This window comes from Natronorubrum marinum, from assembly GCF_052040125.1.
Lineage (GTDB): Archaea > Halobacteriota > Halobacteria > Halobacteriales > Natrialbaceae > Natronorubrum.
In genome coordinates this window covers 1,519,309-1,536,483 of the sequence record NZ_JBPPFV010000001.1, presented here as the reverse complement: position 1 = coordinate 1,536,483, position 17,175 = coordinate 1,519,309, and the positions used below count along the sequence as shown (strand labels likewise).

The window sequence follows — 17,175 nt, the reverse complement described above, 5'->3', positions numbered from 1 at the left end:
ACCGAACGTACCCTAGCCCTACACAGATGACGCGTACAGCGGAGAAGATCAACGACCTCGTCCGCGAGGATTCTTCGATGACGGACGCCCTCAAGGCCATTCGCGAGGCGGCCGATCGAAACGGGGGCGAGGTCGAGTGGGCCGACGTCCGCGGGGAGCTTACGAGCGGACAATGGGGCCGACTGATCGAAAAAGGTGTATTAGTCGACGGCGACGAAGGGTTCGCGATCACCGATCGCGAGGCCTACGATCAGGCGCTCGACGGCGACGGCGATGTCGATAGCTACGACACCGACGTCGATATCGACGCCGAAGAATCGTCGTGGTCACAGTGGGACAAACTGGCTGGCGTAGGCTCGCTCCTGTTGATGTTCGGCTACTGGATCGAGTCCGTCCGAAATACGGTCGGTGAAGCGCTCAACGCGGCACTCGGCCCGCTCGACGCTGCACTACCGTTTTACGCGGTTATTCTCTCTGTGGCGCTGCTGACTGGTCTGTATTCGACGCTTCTGCAGGCGAACCTCATGAACCCCGAAATTATGGGGAAGTACCAGGAGCGGATGAAGGCCATGCAGCAGAAGCAGAAAGACGCCCGCGAGCGCAAGCAAGAAGCCGAAGAGCGCGGCGCCAGCGAAGCCGAAATCGAGCGTCTCGACGACGAACTCGAGAAAGTCCGCGAGGAACAGATGGAGGCAATGGCGGAGAACCTCGGGATGTTCAAAGAGCAGTTGCGGCCGATGGTCTGGATCATGCTCTTTACCATTCCACTGTTCCTCTGGATGTACTGGAAGATCCAGAGCGTGGGTATCGACAGCACCGTCGTCATGCCGCTGGTCGGCGAGACGGGCTGGAACTCCGGGCTGCTCGGCCCGATGCCGGCCTGGATCGTCTGGTACTTCCTGTGCTCGATGGGCTTTACGCAGCTGTTGCGCAAAGCACTGAACATCGATATGACGCCGTCCGGGGCTTGAACCCCTCGAGACGAAGATTTCGACAGTTCGGCTCTGCGTCTGTTCGGTGACTCCTCGGTCGGCGATACGTTCGTGCTCCGTCGAGCGATTCAAAACCCATTTGACCAGTCACCGCGCAGTTCGACTATGTTACTCACCGTCTCCGGCCCGCCAGGGAGCGGAAAGAGCACGACCGCGGAGTTGCTCGCCGACGCGTTCGATCTCGATCACGTCAGCGGCGGCGACATCTTCCGAGAACTGGCCGACGAACGCGGCTACACGCCGCTCGAGTTCAACAAACTCGCCGAGGAGAACGCCCAGATCGACCGCGATCTGGATCGCCGGCTCCGCGAAATCGCCGTCGAGGAGGACGATCTGGTGCTGGAGTCGCGACTCGCGGGCTGGTTGGCCGGCGAGCAAGCCGACTTCCGATTCTGGCTTGACGCACCGGCACGGGTGCGAGGAGAGCGCATCGCCGAGCGTGAAGAGAAAGACCCCGCCCGCGCGACGGAGGAGACGCAGGCGCGCGAAGCCAGCGAGGCGAAGCGCTATCAAGAGTATTACGGCATCGACATCCAAGATCTGACGATCTACGATCTCTCGGTGAACACGGCTCGCTGGGAGCCCGACGCAGTACTCGACATGCTCGTCACCGCCGTCGGGGAGTACGAGGCCGCAGGCGACGAGGGGCAGGCACCGATCCCGATCGAGTACGAGTTCTGATCCATGGCTGATCGTCCTCGTCTCCGCGGCCCGCCCGACGACCGCTCGCCCGTAGCACTGCTCACGTTCGGCGTCGTCAACCTCGACAAGCCACCCGGCCCTTCCTCACACCAGGTGAGCGGCTGGTTGCGCGACTCCGTCGCCGAGACGCTCGCCGAACACGGCGCCGACGCGACGGTCGAGCAAGCCGCTCACGCCGGAACCCTCGATCCCAAGGTGACCGGCTGTCTCCCCCTCATGCTCGGTGAGGCGACCCGACTGGCACAGGTCTTCCTCGAGGGATCGAAGGAGTACATCGCCGTCCTCGAGTGTCACGCACCGGTGCCCGCCGACGTCGAGTCGGTCGTCGCGGAGTTCGAGGGCCCCATCTACCAGAAGCCGCCGCGCAAGAGCGCGGTGTCGCGACGCCTGCGCGTCCGCGAGATATACGATCTCGAGGTGCTCGAGACCGACGATCGACAGGTCCTCCTGCGGATTCGCTGCGAGAGCGGGACCTACGTCCGCAAGCTCTGTCACGATCTGGGCCTCGCGCTCGGGACGGGCGGCCACATGGGCCACTTACGTCGCTCGGCGACGACTCCGTTCGACGACAGCGACCTCCACAGCACGTCCGACTTCCTGGACGCGCTCGCCTTCTGGGTCGAGGACGACGATCCCGACCCCCTCTTCGAGGTGGTCGATCCGGCCGAACGGATTCTCGAGGATCTCCCGTCGATTACGATCGCGGAGAATGCGGCTCGAGAGGTGGCCAACGGGGCTCCCGTCTACGCACCGGGCGTGCTCGAGATTGATGCTGGTGTCACGGAGGGTGACCTCGTCGCGTGTTACACGCCGAACGAGGCCGCGGTGTGTCTCGGTGAGTTCGTCGGCGATGCCGATGCGGATCGTGGGATTGTGGTGTCGCTCGAGCGCGTGCTGGTCTGAGTCGAGTCTCGCTCGAGTGTAGCCACTGGAGCTGTTTTCGGACCGGCAGTCGACCCGAAACGACACGCTTAAACAGCAGACCGACCTCCACCAAGATGCGGGACCGTGGGGTAGTGGTATCCTCTGCGGATGGGGTCCGTAGGACCCGAGTTCAATTCTCGGCGGTCCCACTTTTCACATCGGAAAACTGGGGACAGGAAGCGGCTTCGCTGCGATCGTAATTCCACTTTTCACGACGCAAACGCAAGAGAGGGATCGCTGACGGTCACTCCTAATCACTCCAATTCGAGCGATAGTCCAGCTACGCTGCTACGACGGGCATTACTCGAGGTCGCGCGGGTCGATGTGTTCGATTTCCTGGATCGACGGGTACGGCGTATCAGTCGAAACAATCGTCTCGCCGAGAACCGTAGCAACACCGAGTGAACGGCATCGAACAGATTCAGCCGTTCGTACGCTCGCTGCAACGTCGAGTCGGCGTCGACGTGCTCGAAAGGCAGAGAAACGAGCTGAATGGCCTCGTCTGCGAACTGTTCGTGAACCATTGGCCGACGCTCTCGATCCCATTCGTCCTGCATCGCGTACTGCACCTCGATAGAGGTCGCGACGGACGTTTTGGGGTCGGGAATATTCTCGAGATCAACGGCCGAACTGAGCCAATCATCTGCCTTCAGAACGGCGAGAACGACGTCGGTATCAACGTACACGCGTTCTCTCCAGCCGATCCTCGATATCCTGTTCGGCAGTTCTCGACGTTCGTTCGTGCAGTCGTTTCTGTTGTGCTTCGCGTGCAACCAGCCGTGCGCCATATCGCAGCGCATCGGATCGTGAACCGAACGTTCCTTCCTTGACGAGTTCGTCGAGTTCGTCGACCAGCCCTTCCGGGATCAAAACCGGGATGGACTTCTTGTCGGTGCTCATGAAGCATAGATATATTAGAAATGGTATATTTTTTCGGACACGATAGAACCACCAGCGGTACTCGAGAGCATTCGAGACGAAACGAAATCAGATCCGCAAAAAGAGAGTCGTTGACTTTGAGGGTCGAACCGCCAAGACCATCCAGTCGTCAAACATCCGGTACGGATGCTCGCTGTTCGCTCGAGGAGGAAGAAATTCGGACCGTTGGCGGAGATTCCGTTAACAGCGATTACCAATCAGCCTACGGTACTATTCCAACGAAGAACCGCCAATCAGCTGCCGGGTCGAACGACGAATTATCAGCGGCGTTCCGGTTCGACTACCGATTCGAACCCGCTGAATCGAGCCGTCCACGAGTTCGAGACCGACGGCGGGCAGTCACGGCGAGAGGAAATTGATCACGAGAGCGTCCCTTCTCGATGAGTTCACGGATGGCAGCACTCGAGACCGATCTCTCGCTCGCGCGCAGATCCAACAGTTGGACAGACGGGGAGATGTGAGGCTCTGTCGAGGGCGATCAACGAGTCTCGAGCGACGCATCTGCGCATCCACACCGGGTCTCGAGACGATAGATCGCGGTCAGGAACCGTACGCGAGGTGTTCGACGGCGAGCACCAGCCGATAGACGAAACAGAGCAGCGCCGAAAGAATCGCCAGCGACGCGCCGGTCACCAGATCGCCGGCGACGAGCGCGCTGAAAATGCCGACCACAGCGGCGATACTGGTGATGATATTGGCGTCCAGATGCTCGGTTCGAATCTCAGGGTTGGACGGCATACGATAATATATCTGTCTAGCTGTCATGATCCGTTCTCTTCTCCGGAGAGCTACTTGGTGACGCGGCTGGCTACTCACGATGGGGCCGTTGCACGGTGAACGACACGTGTGTGACCCTCGAGCCCTCCCGTCCCGTCCGCGGCAAATAGATTCAAGCGCACGTACTGCCATGACTCACAACAGGTATCGAAACCGATGCGTCTCTCGCTCGAGTCACCGACCGACCGCGCCGTCAATCCCGTCGTCGCCGGACTGCTACTCGTCGGGGTAGCGGTGCTCTGTTCGGCCGCCGTGGGGACGGTCCTCATCGGCGTCGAGAGTGACCTCGAGGACGAGGCCGAACCGAAAGCAGCGGTCGAGACGAGCACGGTAGTTCAGGACGCGACCGATGGGTTCGTCACCCTCGAGGTAACGTCGATGACCAGCGCAGAACGTGTCGAAATTACGGCGATGACGACCGACGGCACGCCGACGATTGCCGATGGGACCCCGAACGGGACCGCAGAGCGGACCGTCCACGTAGACGCGGTCGGCGACACCGCGACGGTCCGCAAAGCCGTCGATTCGACGACGCCACGCGATGTCGACGTTCGAATCGTCGCCGTCGCTACCGACGGCGATGCAGAGACGCGCGTCTTCGACCGAACGGTGACGCTCTGATGTTCGGGCTCGAGTTGGTCCCGCCGCAGGTGACGAAGACCACCCTCTACCACGTCGTCGGCTGGGGACTCCGGCTCTACGTCTGCTCGCTCGTTGTCGTCGGCGGCTACAGTCTCCTCTGGGTGCTCGAGTTGGCCGGCGTGGTTCCCGAAGCGTGGCTGTCGACGATCTGGATCGGGATCGCTGTGATGGGCTGTCTCTTCCTCGTCTTGCTCGTCCCCCTGTTTTACTCGGCTCGATCGTCGACCCGGTAATGTTCGTCGTAGCCGGCAGCCGACCGATTCGAGGACGGTGCCTGCGGCGTCGAAAGCTCACGCTCACTGTCTCCGTGGATTCTCGCGCCCCGTCCTCGCTCCGCCGATCGTCGGGTTTACGTCCCAGCCATCCCCACGGAGGACTAATGACGGTGGTTCTCGCGGGAGTCGGAGCGGACAGCACGAATCTGGGCGCGCTCGCGCCGCTGTACGACGACGGCCGCTTCGAGTATGTCCCGATCCCCGAGAAGACCTGCGAAACGGACGAGACCGCCACGCTCGGCTCGTGGAAGCTCCGCACGAGCGACGAGACTGCGGCGGACCTCACAACCCGGATCACGCCCCAGCCGATCGGCGACGCCGACCGGACCGTCACCGGCGACGAACTCGAGTCCTGGCCGTTCCACCGCGATCCCAATTTCGAGGCGCTGACCTACGGCGAACACCGCACCAGCGGCTACGTCTCGAGGCTACGCGCGCTCGAACCGGGCGACGTCGTTGGCTTCTACGCCGGCCTGCGCCGACCCGACGGCGACCGCGCTCATCGCTACCTGATCGGTTTCTTCACGGTCGACCGGGTCGATGTCGTCACCCCCGAGATGCCCCGGGACGAACGTGAATCGATCCTCGCGGCACACCCGGACAACGCCCACACCAAACGCGCTCGCGACGGCGAGTGCTACCTCGAGAAACCGGTCGTACTGATCGACGGCTGCGAACCCGGCGGCCGCTTCGAGCGCCACCCAATTCGGCTGTCGGACTACTACGTCAAGTCGGGGAACGAACGGGCGCAGTACTATCTTCGAGAATCGGTCGCGAGCGCGTTCGACGTCCGTGCTGGTGGCGAGAACATGATGTACAAACCGGCCTATCGCTGTGGAATCTCCGGGGATGCGTTCCGGCAACTCGTCGGCGTCCCCGGCGAGCGAACTGCCGGCGACGCGGCGGTCGAACCCGCCTGATAGCGCGTCACTGGTGATCGATCGAGATCTCGAGATCCGAGACATACGGCGCTACCGCCTCGAAGTTCGAGCTGGGGGTAATCTCTTCGGTCGTGCGGTCGTACTCGACGACATCGTACTGACTGAGCCGCGGCAAGTGGTTGTGGACCAACTGGACGAGGACGGCCGTCCGATCCGATTCGAACGTCGTTGCCGTCGTCTCGCGCTGCCAGTCGGCGATCCGCTGGGCGGCTTCCGACACCGTCGTCCGATCGGTGATCGATAGATACCTGAGTAAATACCCACGGACTCGGTTGGCGAGGAGCGAATACACCGTCTCGCGCTCGAGGGTATCTCGTTGAAGCGACATTACGTCCGACACAATGATGCCATGCGAAACAACGGTTGGCCCTAACTGGTTGGGCCCCCAACTATACTGTCCGGGCAAAGAACAGTTAACGAACGGCGATTGTTTATTACTATTATCGCGTTTCCCGTAATGGATTGTGCAACGGGGTTCCGAAACGAAACGCGGGGAGATGACTGCAATGAATCGACATCGATCGCACCCTGATTCCGAACTCCCGACAGTCTGGACCGGAACCGGTGTCAGGTTTGGCGAGGCCCTGACGACGATCGGTCGGTTTCATGTAGTGATAGGTCATACCTTCAGTTAGTGACCGACGAGACGCCGTCCCGCCACGACCGCGTCCGGCGCCATCCAACGCCGGGACCGGGGAACTCGCTCGCCGACTGGACCCGCGCTCGTAGTCCGCTTCGAGTCGCGATCTCGTACGTCGTCGTCTGGCTCGTGCGGATTTCCCCGAGTCTGCGACTCAAACGTTGGCTCCTCCGACGGCTCGGCGTCACCGTCGGGCCGGGCGTCTCCTGGGGGCTCGAGGCCACGCCGGACGTCTTCTGGCCCGAACTGATCACCGTCGAAGCCGAAGCGATCGTGGGCTACGACGCGACCATCCTCTGTCACGAGTTCCTGCAGAACGAGTATCGGACGGGTGAGGTCCGGATCGGCGAACGGGCGATGATCGGCGCCGGCGCCATCGTTCTCCCGGGGGTCGACATCGGTGCGGATGCGCGCGTCGCGGCGAACTCGCTCGTCACGAGGGACGTGCCGCCGGGGACGACGGTTGCGGGCGTTCCCGCCGAGCCGATGGGATCGTCGGCCGCCGACGCCGCTGGAGAGCGCAACGACGGCGACACTAGCGACTGAGGCGGGGCGCGACCTCGCCCGTCGCGTCACGGGAAAAGCACCGACTCGCTGGGCACGAACCGGACGGGTCAACCCGGTCAGGATCGGTCGGCGTCGACTCGCAGCCGAACCGGCCCGTCGGGCTGGAGCGTCGCGCTCGGAGCGAAGGACAGCGTCTCGGTAACCGGACTGAACCGGTACCGAGAGAGCAACACCGCGAGAGTAACTCGGAGTTCCAGCAGCGCAAAGCGCATCCCGATACAGTGGCGCCGGCCGCCGCCGAACGGGAAGTACGCGTACTCCGGACGGGACGACTCCGATGCCGGCCCCCGGTCTCTTCCTTCTCCCATCGATTTCGTCCAGCGATCCGGGCGGAACGACTCGGAATCGTCCCACCAGCGCGGGTCTCGGTGGCACGTCCACGGCGACAGTGCGAGGACGGTTCCGGCCGGGACTCGAGTGCCCAGCAGGTCGACCGAACGAGCGGGCTCGCGGAAGAACACGTGTACCGGCGGATAGAGCCGAAGCGTCTCGTCGACGACGCGGTCGACGGCCGGAAGCGCGTCGGGTGCAGCCGCGCCGTCCGGATCGGTCGCGGGGTCGCCGAACTCCGCGATCGCGTCTCGAACGGTCGCCTGTTCGTCGGGCTCGGTCGCGAGCGAATGGAGCGCGTAGGTCAGGCCGAGTGCCGTCGTTTCGTGGCCGGCGAACAGGAACGTAACGACGTTGTCCCGAAGCGTCCGGTCGTCCATCCCGCCGTCAGCGGTGGCGGCGATGAGCATCGACAGGAGATCCGTTCCGGAATAGCGCCCTCCCTCGAGAGCGGTTCGTCGGTCGTCGATGATTCGGTCGATAGTCCGTCGGAGGTCCGTTAGCGCGCGGCGGTAGCGACGGTTGGTCGGCGAGGGGATCCACTCCGGAAGGAACGCGCCGACGCGCCGGGAGTCGTATCTCGCGGCGATGGCGTCGGCCGCGCGAGCGACGACGTCCCGATCCGACCCGGGATCGATTCCGAGCAGGGTGTCCGCCAGAACCGCGAGGGTGAGTTCGCTCGCCGCATCGGCGACGTCGACGATTTCGCCGTCCGTCCAGCCGTTGGCCGTCCTCGCGGACCGCTCGATCATCGCGTCTGCGTAGCCGGAGATCCGCTCGCGGTAGAACGCGGGCTGCATCGTCGACCGCTGGTGTTGCCAGTCGCCGCCTTCGGCGAGGAAAACCCCGTCGCCGAGGAGGCTCCCGACCCGTCGTTGCATCATTTCCCCCTTGCAATACGCGTCATCGTCGTCGACGAGAACGGTCTGGACCCCTTCGGGATGGGCGACGACGTAGCACCGGTCGGTGAACATCCGGTAGGGCAGCAGGTCGTGTCCGCGTGCCGCGTCGAAGAACCCGAGCGGATCGCCGGTTATCTGGTGGAGGTTGCCGATTACGGGCAGCGGTTTCGGACGATCCAGTCGGTCGCCGCCAGTATCGGTGGGATCGCCGCGATCGTCGTCGGTGGACACCGCGTCGCTACCGGTGCTAGTCGTCTCTGGAGCGCGTGTCTCCTCGCTCATAGTAGCGGATCGGTGGCCCGATACTCTGGTCGTTATCACGGATACATCCGGCTATTTATAAGCTGCCCCCGTCGGTATCGGTATGCGATCGTTTTCCGTCGCGATCCGGATGCCGGAGTGGGCCCAACATCCGATGCATCGATTGATCGACGACCGGGAGGCGGTTCACCGGAGCGAGCTACTCGAGTGGAACGTGACGAGCGGGGACCACATTGCGCTGGTGTTTCGCGTGCTCGCCGACCGCGACGTGTACGAGCGGGCGCTCCGAGAGACGGCGTCGATCCGCGAGTACGAACTGGTAGACGGTCGGGCCGACGAACTGTACCTCTACGTCAGGGATACGCCCACGGAGAGCGATCGAGAGCTGTACGACGCGTTCACGGCGACGAATCTCGTCGCCGTACCGCCGATCACGTTCCTCCCCGGCGGTCGACTCACGATACAGGTGTTGGGAACCGCCGCCGATGTCGATACCGTCGTAGACGAACTTCCCGACGAATTCGGCGTCGAACTCGAGGCCGTGACTGCGATGGGGCCGACCGGCGGTCGTGTCGGACTGACCGAACGACAGCGGGAAACACTGGCGGCTGCCGAGCGAGTCGGCTACTACGAAATCCCGCGTGAAGGGACCGTACGCGACGTCGCGGACGAGTTGGAAATCGCGACGAGTACGGCCGGCGACCACCTGCGGAAAGCGGAGGCGACGCTCGCACGGAGCTATCTCGACGGGCGGTTCTAAGACGTCGCGCGTATCCTGCTGTACGTGTGGACGCTATCGACGCAACGAATCCCACCGACACTGTGAATATCGACGTAACGAATCTCACTAGCACTGCAAAAAGACCGACTCGAGCGCTCGGAACTGGGGTGTGGCCGGACTACAGCGACGACCAGGACTTGCGGGCGACGTTCCAGGAGGTGATGTCCGCGATCCAGCGGGCGGCGATCATCTTTTTCAGGTTCTTCGCGGGGAAGCCGCCGAAGGTGTCGACGGGGAGCATCTGTACGTCGTGGGCGACCGCTTTCTCGCCGACGGAGACGACGGTCCCTTTGTCGTTGTACTCCCAGGTCTTGAGCGGGCGGTTCTCGATGGCGCGCGAGATGTTCTCGCCGGCGACCTCGGCGGCCTGCCAGGCGGCCTGTGCAGTTGGCGGTGCGGGCTGGTCGCCCTGGTCGATGATCGCCGAGTCGCCGATGGCGAAGACGCGCTCGTCGGAGGTCTGGAAGTTCGCTTCCGTGTTGACGCGGTTGTGTTCGTTCTCGAGGTCGACGCCGTCCATCGCGTCGCGGCCCGTGATGCCGCCGGTCCAGACGAGCACGTCGTGCTCGAGCGGTTCGCCTTCGTCGAACTCGATGACGTCCGCCTTGGCTTCGGTGATCGGGTCGTCCGTGTGGATCCGGACGCCGGCCTCCTCGAGCAGGTCGCGCAGCGCCTGCTGGACTTCCGGATCGTTACCGGGGAAAATCTCCTCGAGCGCCTCGACGAGGTGGATTTCGATCGGCGCGCGGTGGTTGTCGCGGAACTCGGCGATCTCGCCGGCGGTCTGGATGCCCGAGAGACCGGCACCGCCGATGACGACCTGTGCGGGTTCGCCACGGGTTGCGGCCTGGCTGGCGTCCTTGACGGCCTCGTGGATCTCCAGGGCGTCGTCGAGGCTCTTCAGCGTCAGTGAGTGGTCCTCGAGACCGGGGATGCCGTAGTAGGCGGTCTGGCTCCCGAGGCCGACGAGGACGTAGTCGTAGTCGACGTCGTCGCTATCGGCGAGTTCGACGACCTGTTCGTCGACATCGAGGCCGGTGACTTCGTCCTGGATGAACCGGGTCGATGGGTCGGCGATATCTTCGACCGGGAACGTGATGTCCGAGCGAACGTTCGGGTCGCGAATCACGCGGTGGGATTCGTGCAAAACGAGATGATAGTCGACGTCTGCGATCCACGTTAGCCGCGCGTTGCCCCCGAGCTCCGATTGGAGCTTGTTGATCGCACCAGCACCGGCATAGCCCGCGCCGAGCACGACGACGTTCTCAGTCATATTCGACAGTCTGATACACTACGATACAAAGGTGTTGGAACACGTATCGAGTTGTGTTGTGTTCTCACCCCACAGTATTCGATTCTCAGAAACTCGGACACCTGACAGGTTTCGAGCTCAGAGAATTCGGTTTCCGAACGCGCTCGCGGTCAGTTCGGCCCCAAGCGTCGCCGTTTCGTTCCCCTCGTCGAGGATCGGATTCACTTCGACGACGTCCATCGATCGCAGGATTCCCTCGCTGTCGTGGCGTTCGGAGACGGTCTCGAGTGCGGCGTGGGCTTCCCGATAGGTGACGCCGCCGCGGACGGGCGTCCCGACGCCGGGAGCCGCTTTGGGGTCGAGCCAGTCGAGGTCGAGGCTGACGTGGACGCCGTCGGTGCCGGCGGTTGCGACGTCGAGTGCGTCCTCGACGACGGCCGTCATGCCGCGTTCGTCGATGTCGGCCATCGTAAACGCCGTCATCTCGCTCTCCCGGACGAGTTCGCGTTCACGCTCGTCGATGCTCCGGAGCCCGACGTACGCGATCGACTCCTCTCGGACGCGCGGCGCAGTGGCCCACTCCATCTCCGCGAACGCGCCGTGGCCGAGCGTCGCGGCGAGGGGCATCCCGTGGACGTTGCCGCTCGGCGAGGTTTCGGGCGTGTTCAGGTCCGCGTGGGCGTCGAACCAGATCGCGCCGAGGTCGGCGTCTCGAGCGGCGCCGTGCATCGACCCGATGGCGACCGAGTGGTCGCCGCCGAGGACGAGCGGAAACTCGCCGTTGGCGAGCGTCTCTGCGACCTGGTCTCCCAGCCGCGTACAGATATCTTCGACCTCCTGGAGGAATTTGGCGTTCCCTCGATTCGGGCCGCCGGCGTCCGGATCCCGTTCTTCGGCCCGCGGGATATCGAGGTCCCCGGCGTCGACCGGATCGACACCCGCGCGCTCGAGTCTTTCGGACAGTCCCGCGTACCGAATGGCGGACGGTCCCATGTCGACTCCGCGACGATCCGCGCCGTAGTCCATCGGCGCACCGATGATTCTGACAGTCGTGCCCATACGTCCAGTTTACGACGGGGCGATTTGATGGTAACGATCGAGACGGCGACAGATTTAGGGTTAGACGGGGCTAAATCTCTGATAGAATGATGCTGAGCGACGTGATGGAAGACTACCTCAAGGCGATCTATCAGCTCCAGCGCGAGACCGACGAGCGGATCAAGACGTCGGCCATCGCCGAAGAGCTAGACGTCACGTCGCCGACCGTCACGAGCATGCTCGATAAACTCGAGGAACGGGGCTTCGTCGACCGCGAGAAGTATCGCGGCGTCACGCTGACCGACGAGGGCGAGACCGTCGCCCTCGAGGTCGTCCGCCACCACCGACTGCTCGAGGCCTACCTCACCGAACACTTAGACTACGACTGGGCGGAGGTCCACGAAGAGGCCGACCGGCTCGAACACCACATTAGCGAGGATTTCGAGGCCCGCGTGGCGGACGCCTTAGGCCAGCCGACGGTCGACCCCCACGGCTCGCCGATCCCCAGCGCCGACCTCGAGCCGCCGGAGCGTCCCGACGGCAAATCCGTCACCGAGTTCGAAGAGGGCGACATCGTCGTCGTCGAGGAGGTCGCCGACCGTGACGCGGACGTCCTCTCCTACCTCGCCGACCACGGCGTCGAACCCGGGGTCGAACTCGAGATCGTCGAGGTCGCACCGTTCGGGATGATCACGGCGCGCTCGAGCGAGCACGACGAGTCGGTCTCGCTCCCCGATACCGTCGCCCACCACGTTCGCGTGGCTCGAGGGGCGGAGATTGAACAATAACACGGAACGGTCCATATTCGTACAGGAAACTGATCGAGATGTTCATTTAGATTCAATCTAATGGATAGTGCGTGGAAAAGGTATAAGTTTAGACGCCCCTAATCGAGGTGTAATGACGACTCGAGCGTGTGTTGCTGGAGGTGTCGGTTCGCGATGACGGATCGGTCGATACACGACCTGCCTCGCTGGCTATTAGCGATCGGTCCCCTTCTCGTGTTCGGGGCCATCTTCGGAGCGCTCTATCTCACTTCGCCGTTCGGCGACCTCGGAAGCGTGGACGAAGCGAGCACGGCCGATATGCTCTGGATGCTGACGATAATCGGGGCGATCGCCGGTATCATTCCGGTGTTGATCGGGATGCTCTGGTTCCCGTTCATTCGCGATCTCGATCCCCGGTACTTACACGCCTTCATGGCGCTCGCTGCCGGTGTCCTCGTCTTCATCGCCGTCGAGATGACCGAAGAGATCTTCGAGTATAGCGCTGCTGCCGAGAGTACCGGTTTCGCTGCCGCGCTGGCCGTCGTCGGCGTCGGGGGGACGTTCCTCGTCATGTACGCTGCCAGTGAGTGGCGTCAGCGCAAGATGGCAGACCAGCAAAAAAGCGGCCTCGAAATCGCCTATCTGGTCGCGCTCGCGCTCGGCCTGCACAGTCTCGGCGAGGGGCTCGGCATCGGCGTCGCCTACGTGGCTGGCGACGCATCGCTGGTGATGTTGCTCGTCCTGGCGTTCGTGATGCACAACGTAATGGAAGGCCCAACCATCGTCGCCGCCGTCGCTCGCGACAGGGCAACGCCGCCGCTATACCATTTCGTCGCGATGGGTGCCATCGCAGGGGGCACCGTTATTCTCGGCGGCTGGGTCGGCAGCTTCGGCCAGTCCACTCTGCTCGCGGTCCTGTTCTACGCCATCGCGATCGGTGCGATCCTCCAGGTGCTCATCGAGGTCGCCGAACTCATCCGGTTCGACGCCGAAGCCGTCATCACCCGGATCAACGCCGCGACGTTCTCGTTCGGGTTCGCCTTCATGTTCTTCCTCAATGGCGTGCTCACCGACGTGGTCCTCGAGGGCTGGCTCGTCCCGACATGAGCGGCGGATAGTCGGCGGACGGAGACCGAAACGGATGACGAACCCAAACGCCTTACTATGACCGGTTCAAACAGCAAAATCTGAGTGTGTCAGCCCGGCGTACCCGTCGGGTTTAAGGAAATCAATTACGAACAATAACGTATGTCATCCATCGAACTCACCCCCAGCCAGAAGAAGATCCTCCGCGCATTGACGAATCTCCACAAGGAGTCCGAATCCGCGATCAAAGGCGAGGACATCGCCGAGCAGGTCGACCGGAATCCCGGAACGATTCGCAACCAGATGCAGAGTCTCAAAGCCCTGCAGTTGGTCGAAGGTGTACCAGGCCCGAAAGGTGGCTACAAGCCGACCGCCGCAGCCTACGAGGCCCTCGAGATCCAGCAGATGGACGATCCGGCCTCCGTCCCGCTCGAGCACGAGGGCAACCCCGTCCAGGACGTCATCGTCGAGGAGATCGACCTCTCGAGCGTCCACCACCCCGAACTCTGCCGTGCCGAGATTCACATGCAGGGCTCGATGGGCGAGATCCACGAGGACGACTCGGTCATCGTCGGCCCGACGCCGCTGTCGAAACTGGTCATCGAGGGCCGCGTCGACGGCAAAGACGACACCAATAACATTCTCATCCTGCGGATCGAAGACATGGTCGCGCCCGCCGAAGAGCCCGCACACTGAGTCGCCCGCAGGTCTCGACCCTCTATAGCTTATCCCTACTCGAGAGTCTCTAGCGACGCTACGCTCGCCTACCGTGCTCGACGGCGCTTCGACGCGCAAAAAATTGCTGTGGGCCGCTCAGTTCTCGTCGGCGTCTGCCTTGACTTCGCCGTCCGCATCGCTAGCATCGTTTGCCTCGGCATCGTCGTCCGCCTCGGCGTCGGCCGCCGCGGCCGCCGGAATGTCGTCGACGCTCGCGACCGCGTCGCCGTCCTCGACGGCCATCACGATCACGCCCATCGTGTTCCGGCCGACCTCCGAAATCTCGTCGACGCGGGTGCGGACGATCTGGCCGCGCTCGCTCATCATGACGAGCTGGTCGTCGTCGTCGACGGCCTTGACCGCCGTCACGGGACCGTTCCGTTCGCCCGTTTTGATGTCGATCAGTCCCTTTCCGTATCGTGACTGGGTGCGGTACTCGGAGAGCCGGGTCCGTTTCCCGTACCCGTTGCGCGTCACGGTCAGCAGCGCTTGTCCGTCCTCCTCGTCGGTCGCGACGAGGCCGGCGACCGCGTCGCCCTCTTGTAGTTTGATCCCGTTGACTCCGCGGGCGTTCCGGCCCATCGCGCGGACCTCGCTCTCGTCGAACCGGATCGTCATCCCGCCCTCGGTGGCGATGACCAGATCCTGCGAGCCGTCGGTGACCTCGACGTCGACGAGTTCGTCGCCTTCCTCCAAGTCGGCCGCGATGATCCCCGTCGTCCGGATGTTCTCGAAGTCGTCGCCGGCGGTTCGCTTGACGTAGCCGTGGCGGGTCGCCATGGTCACGTACTCGTCCTCACCGAAGGCGTCGGTGTCGACGATGGCCGTGATGTCCTCGCCGGGGTCGAGATCGAGGATGTTGACCGCCGATTTCCCGCGGGCCGTCCGGCCCATCTCGGGGATCTCGTAGGTCTTGAGCTGGTAGACTTTGCCCTGATTGGTGAAACAGAGCAGGTAGTCGTGGGTGTTCGCCCGGAACACCGTCGTGACGCGGTCGTCGTCTTTGACGTCCGCGCCGATGATCCCCTTGCCGCCGCGGCCCTGGGGATCGAAGTTCTCGATAGGCATCCGCTTGACGTAGTCGTCTTCGGTCATGACGACGAAGACCTCCTCCTCCGGGATGAGATCCTCGTGGGTGACCGTCCCCTGATCCTCGACGATCGAAGTCCGACGGTCGTCCGAATACTCGTCTTTGATCTCCCGCAACTCGTCTTTGATGACCGCGAGCAGTTCCTGCTCGCTCTCGAGGATGGTTGTCAGGCGCTCGATCTCGGCCTGGACCTCCTCGTACTCGTCTTCGATCTCGGCCGTCTCCATCGAAGTGAGACTGCCGAGTTGCATCCGGACGATGTGCTCGGACTGGGCCTGTGAGAAGTCGTACGCCTCCTGAAGGGCTTCCTTCGCGGCCGAGCGATCCTCGCTGTTCCGGATCAGTTCGACGACGTCGTCGGCGTTCTCGACGGCCGTCAGCCGACCCTCGAGGATGTGTTCTCGGTCCTCGGCCTCCTCGAGGTCGTACTCGCTGCGGCGGCGGACGACCTCCCGCCGGTGGGCGACGTACTCTTCCAAGGTCTCTCGAAGCGAGAGCACCTGAGGCTGGCCGTCGACCAGTGCGAGGTTGATGACGCCGAAGGTTTTCTCGAGGTGGTTCTCGAGCAGTCGGTTCTTGACGACCTCGACGTTCGCACCGCGTTTACACTCGACGACGACGCGGACGCCGTCGCGGTCCGACTCGTCGCGCAGGTCGGAGACCCCCTCGATCAGGCCCTCGTTGACGTCGTCGGCGATGCGCTCGACCATTCGAGCCTTGTTCGCCTGATACGGAAGTTCGGTGATCACGATCCGCTCGCGGTCGTTCTTCCACTCCTCGACCTCGAACTCCGCGCGAACGCGAATCCGACCGCGGCCGGTCTTGTACGCCGAGTAGATGGCGTCGCGACCGACGATGTTCGCACCGGTCGGGAAGTCGGGACCCTTGACGTGCTCCATCAGGTCCTCCACCGTCGCGTCGGGGGTGTCGATCAGTTCGATCGTCGCGTCGATCACCTCGCCGAGATTGTGCGGCGGGATGTTCGTCGACATCCCGACCGCGATCCCCGAGGAGCCGTTAACCAGCAGGTTCGGGAAGGCAGCCGGCAACACGTCGGGTTCCTGCAGGCGGTCGTCGTAGTTCGCCGAGAAGTCGACCGTGTCCTTGTCGATGTCCTCGAGCAACTCTTCGGCGACGGGGGCCATCCGCGCCTCGGTGTATCGGGGCGCTGCGGCGGGATCGCCGTCCATCGAACCGAAGTTCCCCTGCCCGTCGACGAGGGGATAGCGCATCGAGAAGTCCTGGGCCAGTCGGACCAGGGTGTCGTAGATCGCGCTGTCGCCGTGAGGGTGGTAGTCACCCATCGTTTCCCCGACGATCGAGGAGGATTTGCGGTGGCTGCTGCCGGAGGAGACGCCCATCTCGTGCATCGCATAGAGGATGCGCCGGTGGACCGGCTTCAGGCCGTCCCGGACGTCCGGGAGGGCTCGCCCCGCGATGACGGACATCGCGTAGTCGATGTAGCTCTGCTCCATCTCGTCTTCGATGCGGACGTTTTCGACCGCCCGCGCCTGTACGTCAGTCGGTTCGGGTACGTCTGAACTCATGTAGT

Annotated in this window: 18 protein-coding genes and 1 tRNA gene; 13 read left to right on the top strand and 6 right to left on the bottom strand. The window is 63.3% G+C overall.

Annotation, left to right across the window (positions count from 1 at the left end):
- Nucleotides 1-26 precede the first annotated feature (26 nt).
- The 5 genes from ACSFC5_RS07565 (at nucleotide 27) to ACSFC5_RS07545 (ending at nucleotide 3,448) form a co-directional block, all read left to right on the top strand.
- Nucleotides 27-971, top strand: coding sequence for a DUF106 domain-containing protein (locus ACSFC5_RS07565; RefSeq protein WP_440764609.1), 945 nt, complete (start codon nucleotides 27-29; stop codon nucleotides 969-971).
- A gap of 126 nt (nucleotides 972-1,097) precedes the next feature.
- Nucleotides 1,098-1,673 carry a (d)CMP kinase gene (gene cmk, locus ACSFC5_RS07560; RefSeq protein WP_440764608.1) on the top strand — a complete coding sequence of 192 codons (576 nt, stop codon included), beginning with the start codon at nucleotides 1,098-1,100 and terminating at the stop codon, nucleotides 1,671-1,673.
- Nucleotides 1,674-1,676: 3 nt separating this feature from the next.
- Entirely contained in the window at nucleotides 1,677-2,597 is a 921-nt protein-coding gene (locus ACSFC5_RS07555) for an RNA-guided pseudouridylation complex pseudouridine synthase subunit Cbf5 (RefSeq protein WP_440764607.1), read from the top strand.
- Nucleotides 2,598-2,696: 99 nt separating this feature from the next.
- Nucleotides 2,697-2,767, top strand: a tRNA-Pro gene (locus tag ACSFC5_RS07550).
- Between the two features lie 252 nt (nucleotides 2,768-3,019).
- Complete coding sequence (locus ACSFC5_RS07545; RefSeq protein WP_440764606.1) at nucleotides 3,020-3,448, top strand: hypothetical protein; 429 nt, start codon at nucleotides 3,020-3,022, stop codon at nucleotides 3,446-3,448.
- A gap of 649 nt (nucleotides 3,449-4,097) precedes the next feature.
- Here ACSFC5_RS07545 and ACSFC5_RS07540 read toward each other — a convergent pair.
- Nucleotides 4,098-4,295, bottom strand: a complete 198-nt coding sequence (locus tag ACSFC5_RS07540; protein ID WP_440764605.1) for a DUF8066 domain-containing protein — start codon at nucleotides 4,293-4,295, stop codon at nucleotides 4,098-4,100.
- A 195-nt stretch (nucleotides 4,296-4,490) separates the two neighbouring features.
- On the opposite strand from ACSFC5_RS07540, the gene ACSFC5_RS07535 reads away from it, so the two are divergent.
- From ACSFC5_RS07535 to ACSFC5_RS07525, 3 genes are all read left to right on the top strand, one after another.
- On the top strand, nucleotides 4,491-4,955 hold the full coding sequence (locus ACSFC5_RS07535; RefSeq protein ID WP_440764604.1) for a type IV pilin domain-containing protein: 465 nt from the start codon (nucleotides 4,491-4,493) through the stop codon (nucleotides 4,953-4,955).
- Nucleotides 4,955-5,209, top strand: a complete 255-nt coding sequence (locus ACSFC5_RS07530) for a hypothetical protein (protein ID WP_440764603.1) — start codon at nucleotides 4,955-4,957, stop codon at nucleotides 5,207-5,209. The genes ACSFC5_RS07535 and ACSFC5_RS07530 overlap by 1 nt, the downstream gene beginning before the upstream one ends.
- Nucleotides 5,210-5,355: 146 nt before the next feature.
- On the top strand, nucleotides 5,356-6,171 hold the full coding sequence (locus ACSFC5_RS07525; protein WP_440764602.1) for an Nmad3 family putative nucleotide modification protein: 816 nt from the start codon (nucleotides 5,356-5,358) through the stop codon (nucleotides 6,169-6,171).
- A 7-nt stretch (nucleotides 6,172-6,178) separates the two neighbouring features.
- Here ACSFC5_RS07525 and ACSFC5_RS07520 read toward each other — a convergent pair whose 3' ends face one another.
- On the bottom strand, nucleotides 6,179-6,520 hold the full coding sequence (locus tag ACSFC5_RS07520) for a DUF7344 domain-containing protein (protein WP_440764601.1): 342 nt from the start codon (nucleotides 6,518-6,520) through the stop codon (nucleotides 6,179-6,181).
- A gap of 306 nt (nucleotides 6,521-6,826) precedes the next feature.
- Here ACSFC5_RS07520 and ACSFC5_RS07515 point away from each other — a divergent pair, with 306 nt between their 5' ends.
- Nucleotides 6,827-7,378, top strand: coding sequence for an acyltransferase (locus ACSFC5_RS07515; protein WP_440764600.1), 552 nt, complete (start codon nucleotides 6,827-6,829; stop codon nucleotides 7,376-7,378).
- 77 nt (nucleotides 7,379-7,455) lie between these two features.
- Here the strand turns inward: ACSFC5_RS07515 and ACSFC5_RS07510 are convergent, their stop codons facing one another.
- The gene (locus tag ACSFC5_RS07510; RefSeq protein ID WP_440764599.1) at nucleotides 7,456-8,913 is read right to left on the bottom strand and encodes a cytochrome P450; all 1,458 of its coding nucleotides are present in this window, start codon (nucleotides 8,911-8,913) and stop codon (nucleotides 7,456-7,458) included.
- A gap of 82 nt (nucleotides 8,914-8,995) precedes the next feature.
- Here ACSFC5_RS07510 and ACSFC5_RS07505 point away from each other — a divergent pair, with 82 nt between their 5' ends.
- Nucleotides 8,996-9,652: a helix-turn-helix domain-containing protein gene (locus tag ACSFC5_RS07505; RefSeq protein WP_440764598.1), complete on the top strand. Its 657-nt coding sequence runs from the start codon at nucleotides 8,996-8,998 to the stop codon at nucleotides 9,650-9,652.
- A 139-nt stretch (nucleotides 9,653-9,791) separates the two neighbouring features.
- On the opposite strand, the gene ACSFC5_RS07500 is transcribed toward ACSFC5_RS07505, so the two are convergent.
- On the bottom strand, nucleotides 9,792-10,946 hold the full coding sequence (locus ACSFC5_RS07500; RefSeq protein ID WP_440764597.1) for an NAD(P)/FAD-dependent oxidoreductase: 1,155 nt from the start codon (nucleotides 10,944-10,946) through the stop codon (nucleotides 9,792-9,794).
- 117 nt (nucleotides 10,947-11,063) lie between these two features.
- Nucleotides 11,064-11,984 carry an arginase gene (gene rocF / locus ACSFC5_RS07495; RefSeq protein WP_440764596.1) on the bottom strand — a complete coding sequence of 307 codons (921 nt, stop codon included), beginning with the start codon at nucleotides 11,982-11,984 and terminating at the stop codon, nucleotides 11,064-11,066.
- A gap of 86 nt (nucleotides 11,985-12,070) precedes the next feature.
- Between rocF and ACSFC5_RS07490 the strand changes: the two genes are divergently transcribed.
- The 3 genes from ACSFC5_RS07490 to ACSFC5_RS07480 all read left to right on the top strand — a co-directional run bounded on the left by ACSFC5_RS07490 (nucleotide 12,071) and on the right by ACSFC5_RS07480 (nucleotide 14,512).
- Nucleotides 12,071-12,751 (top strand): metal-dependent transcriptional regulator, encoded by a 681-nt coding sequence (locus ACSFC5_RS07490; RefSeq protein WP_440764595.1) that lies wholly within the window; start codon nucleotides 12,071-12,073, stop codon nucleotides 12,749-12,751.
- 153 nt (nucleotides 12,752-12,904) lie between these two features.
- Nucleotides 12,905-13,837: a ZIP family metal transporter gene (locus ACSFC5_RS07485; protein ID WP_440764594.1), complete on the top strand. Its 933-nt coding sequence runs from the start codon at nucleotides 12,905-12,907 to the stop codon at nucleotides 13,835-13,837.
- A gap of 141 nt (nucleotides 13,838-13,978) precedes the next feature.
- Complete coding sequence (locus ACSFC5_RS07480; RefSeq protein ID WP_440764593.1) at nucleotides 13,979-14,512, top strand: Rrf2 family transcriptional regulator; 534 nt, start codon at nucleotides 13,979-13,981, stop codon at nucleotides 14,510-14,512.
- Between the two features lie 117 nt (nucleotides 14,513-14,629).
- On the opposite strand, the gene gyrA is transcribed toward ACSFC5_RS07480, so the two are convergent.
- Entirely contained in the window at nucleotides 14,630-17,170 is a 2,541-nt protein-coding gene (gyrA, locus tag ACSFC5_RS07475) for a DNA gyrase subunit A (RefSeq protein ID WP_440764592.1), read from the bottom strand.
- Between the last annotated feature and the right edge of the window lie 5 nt (nucleotides 17,171-17,175).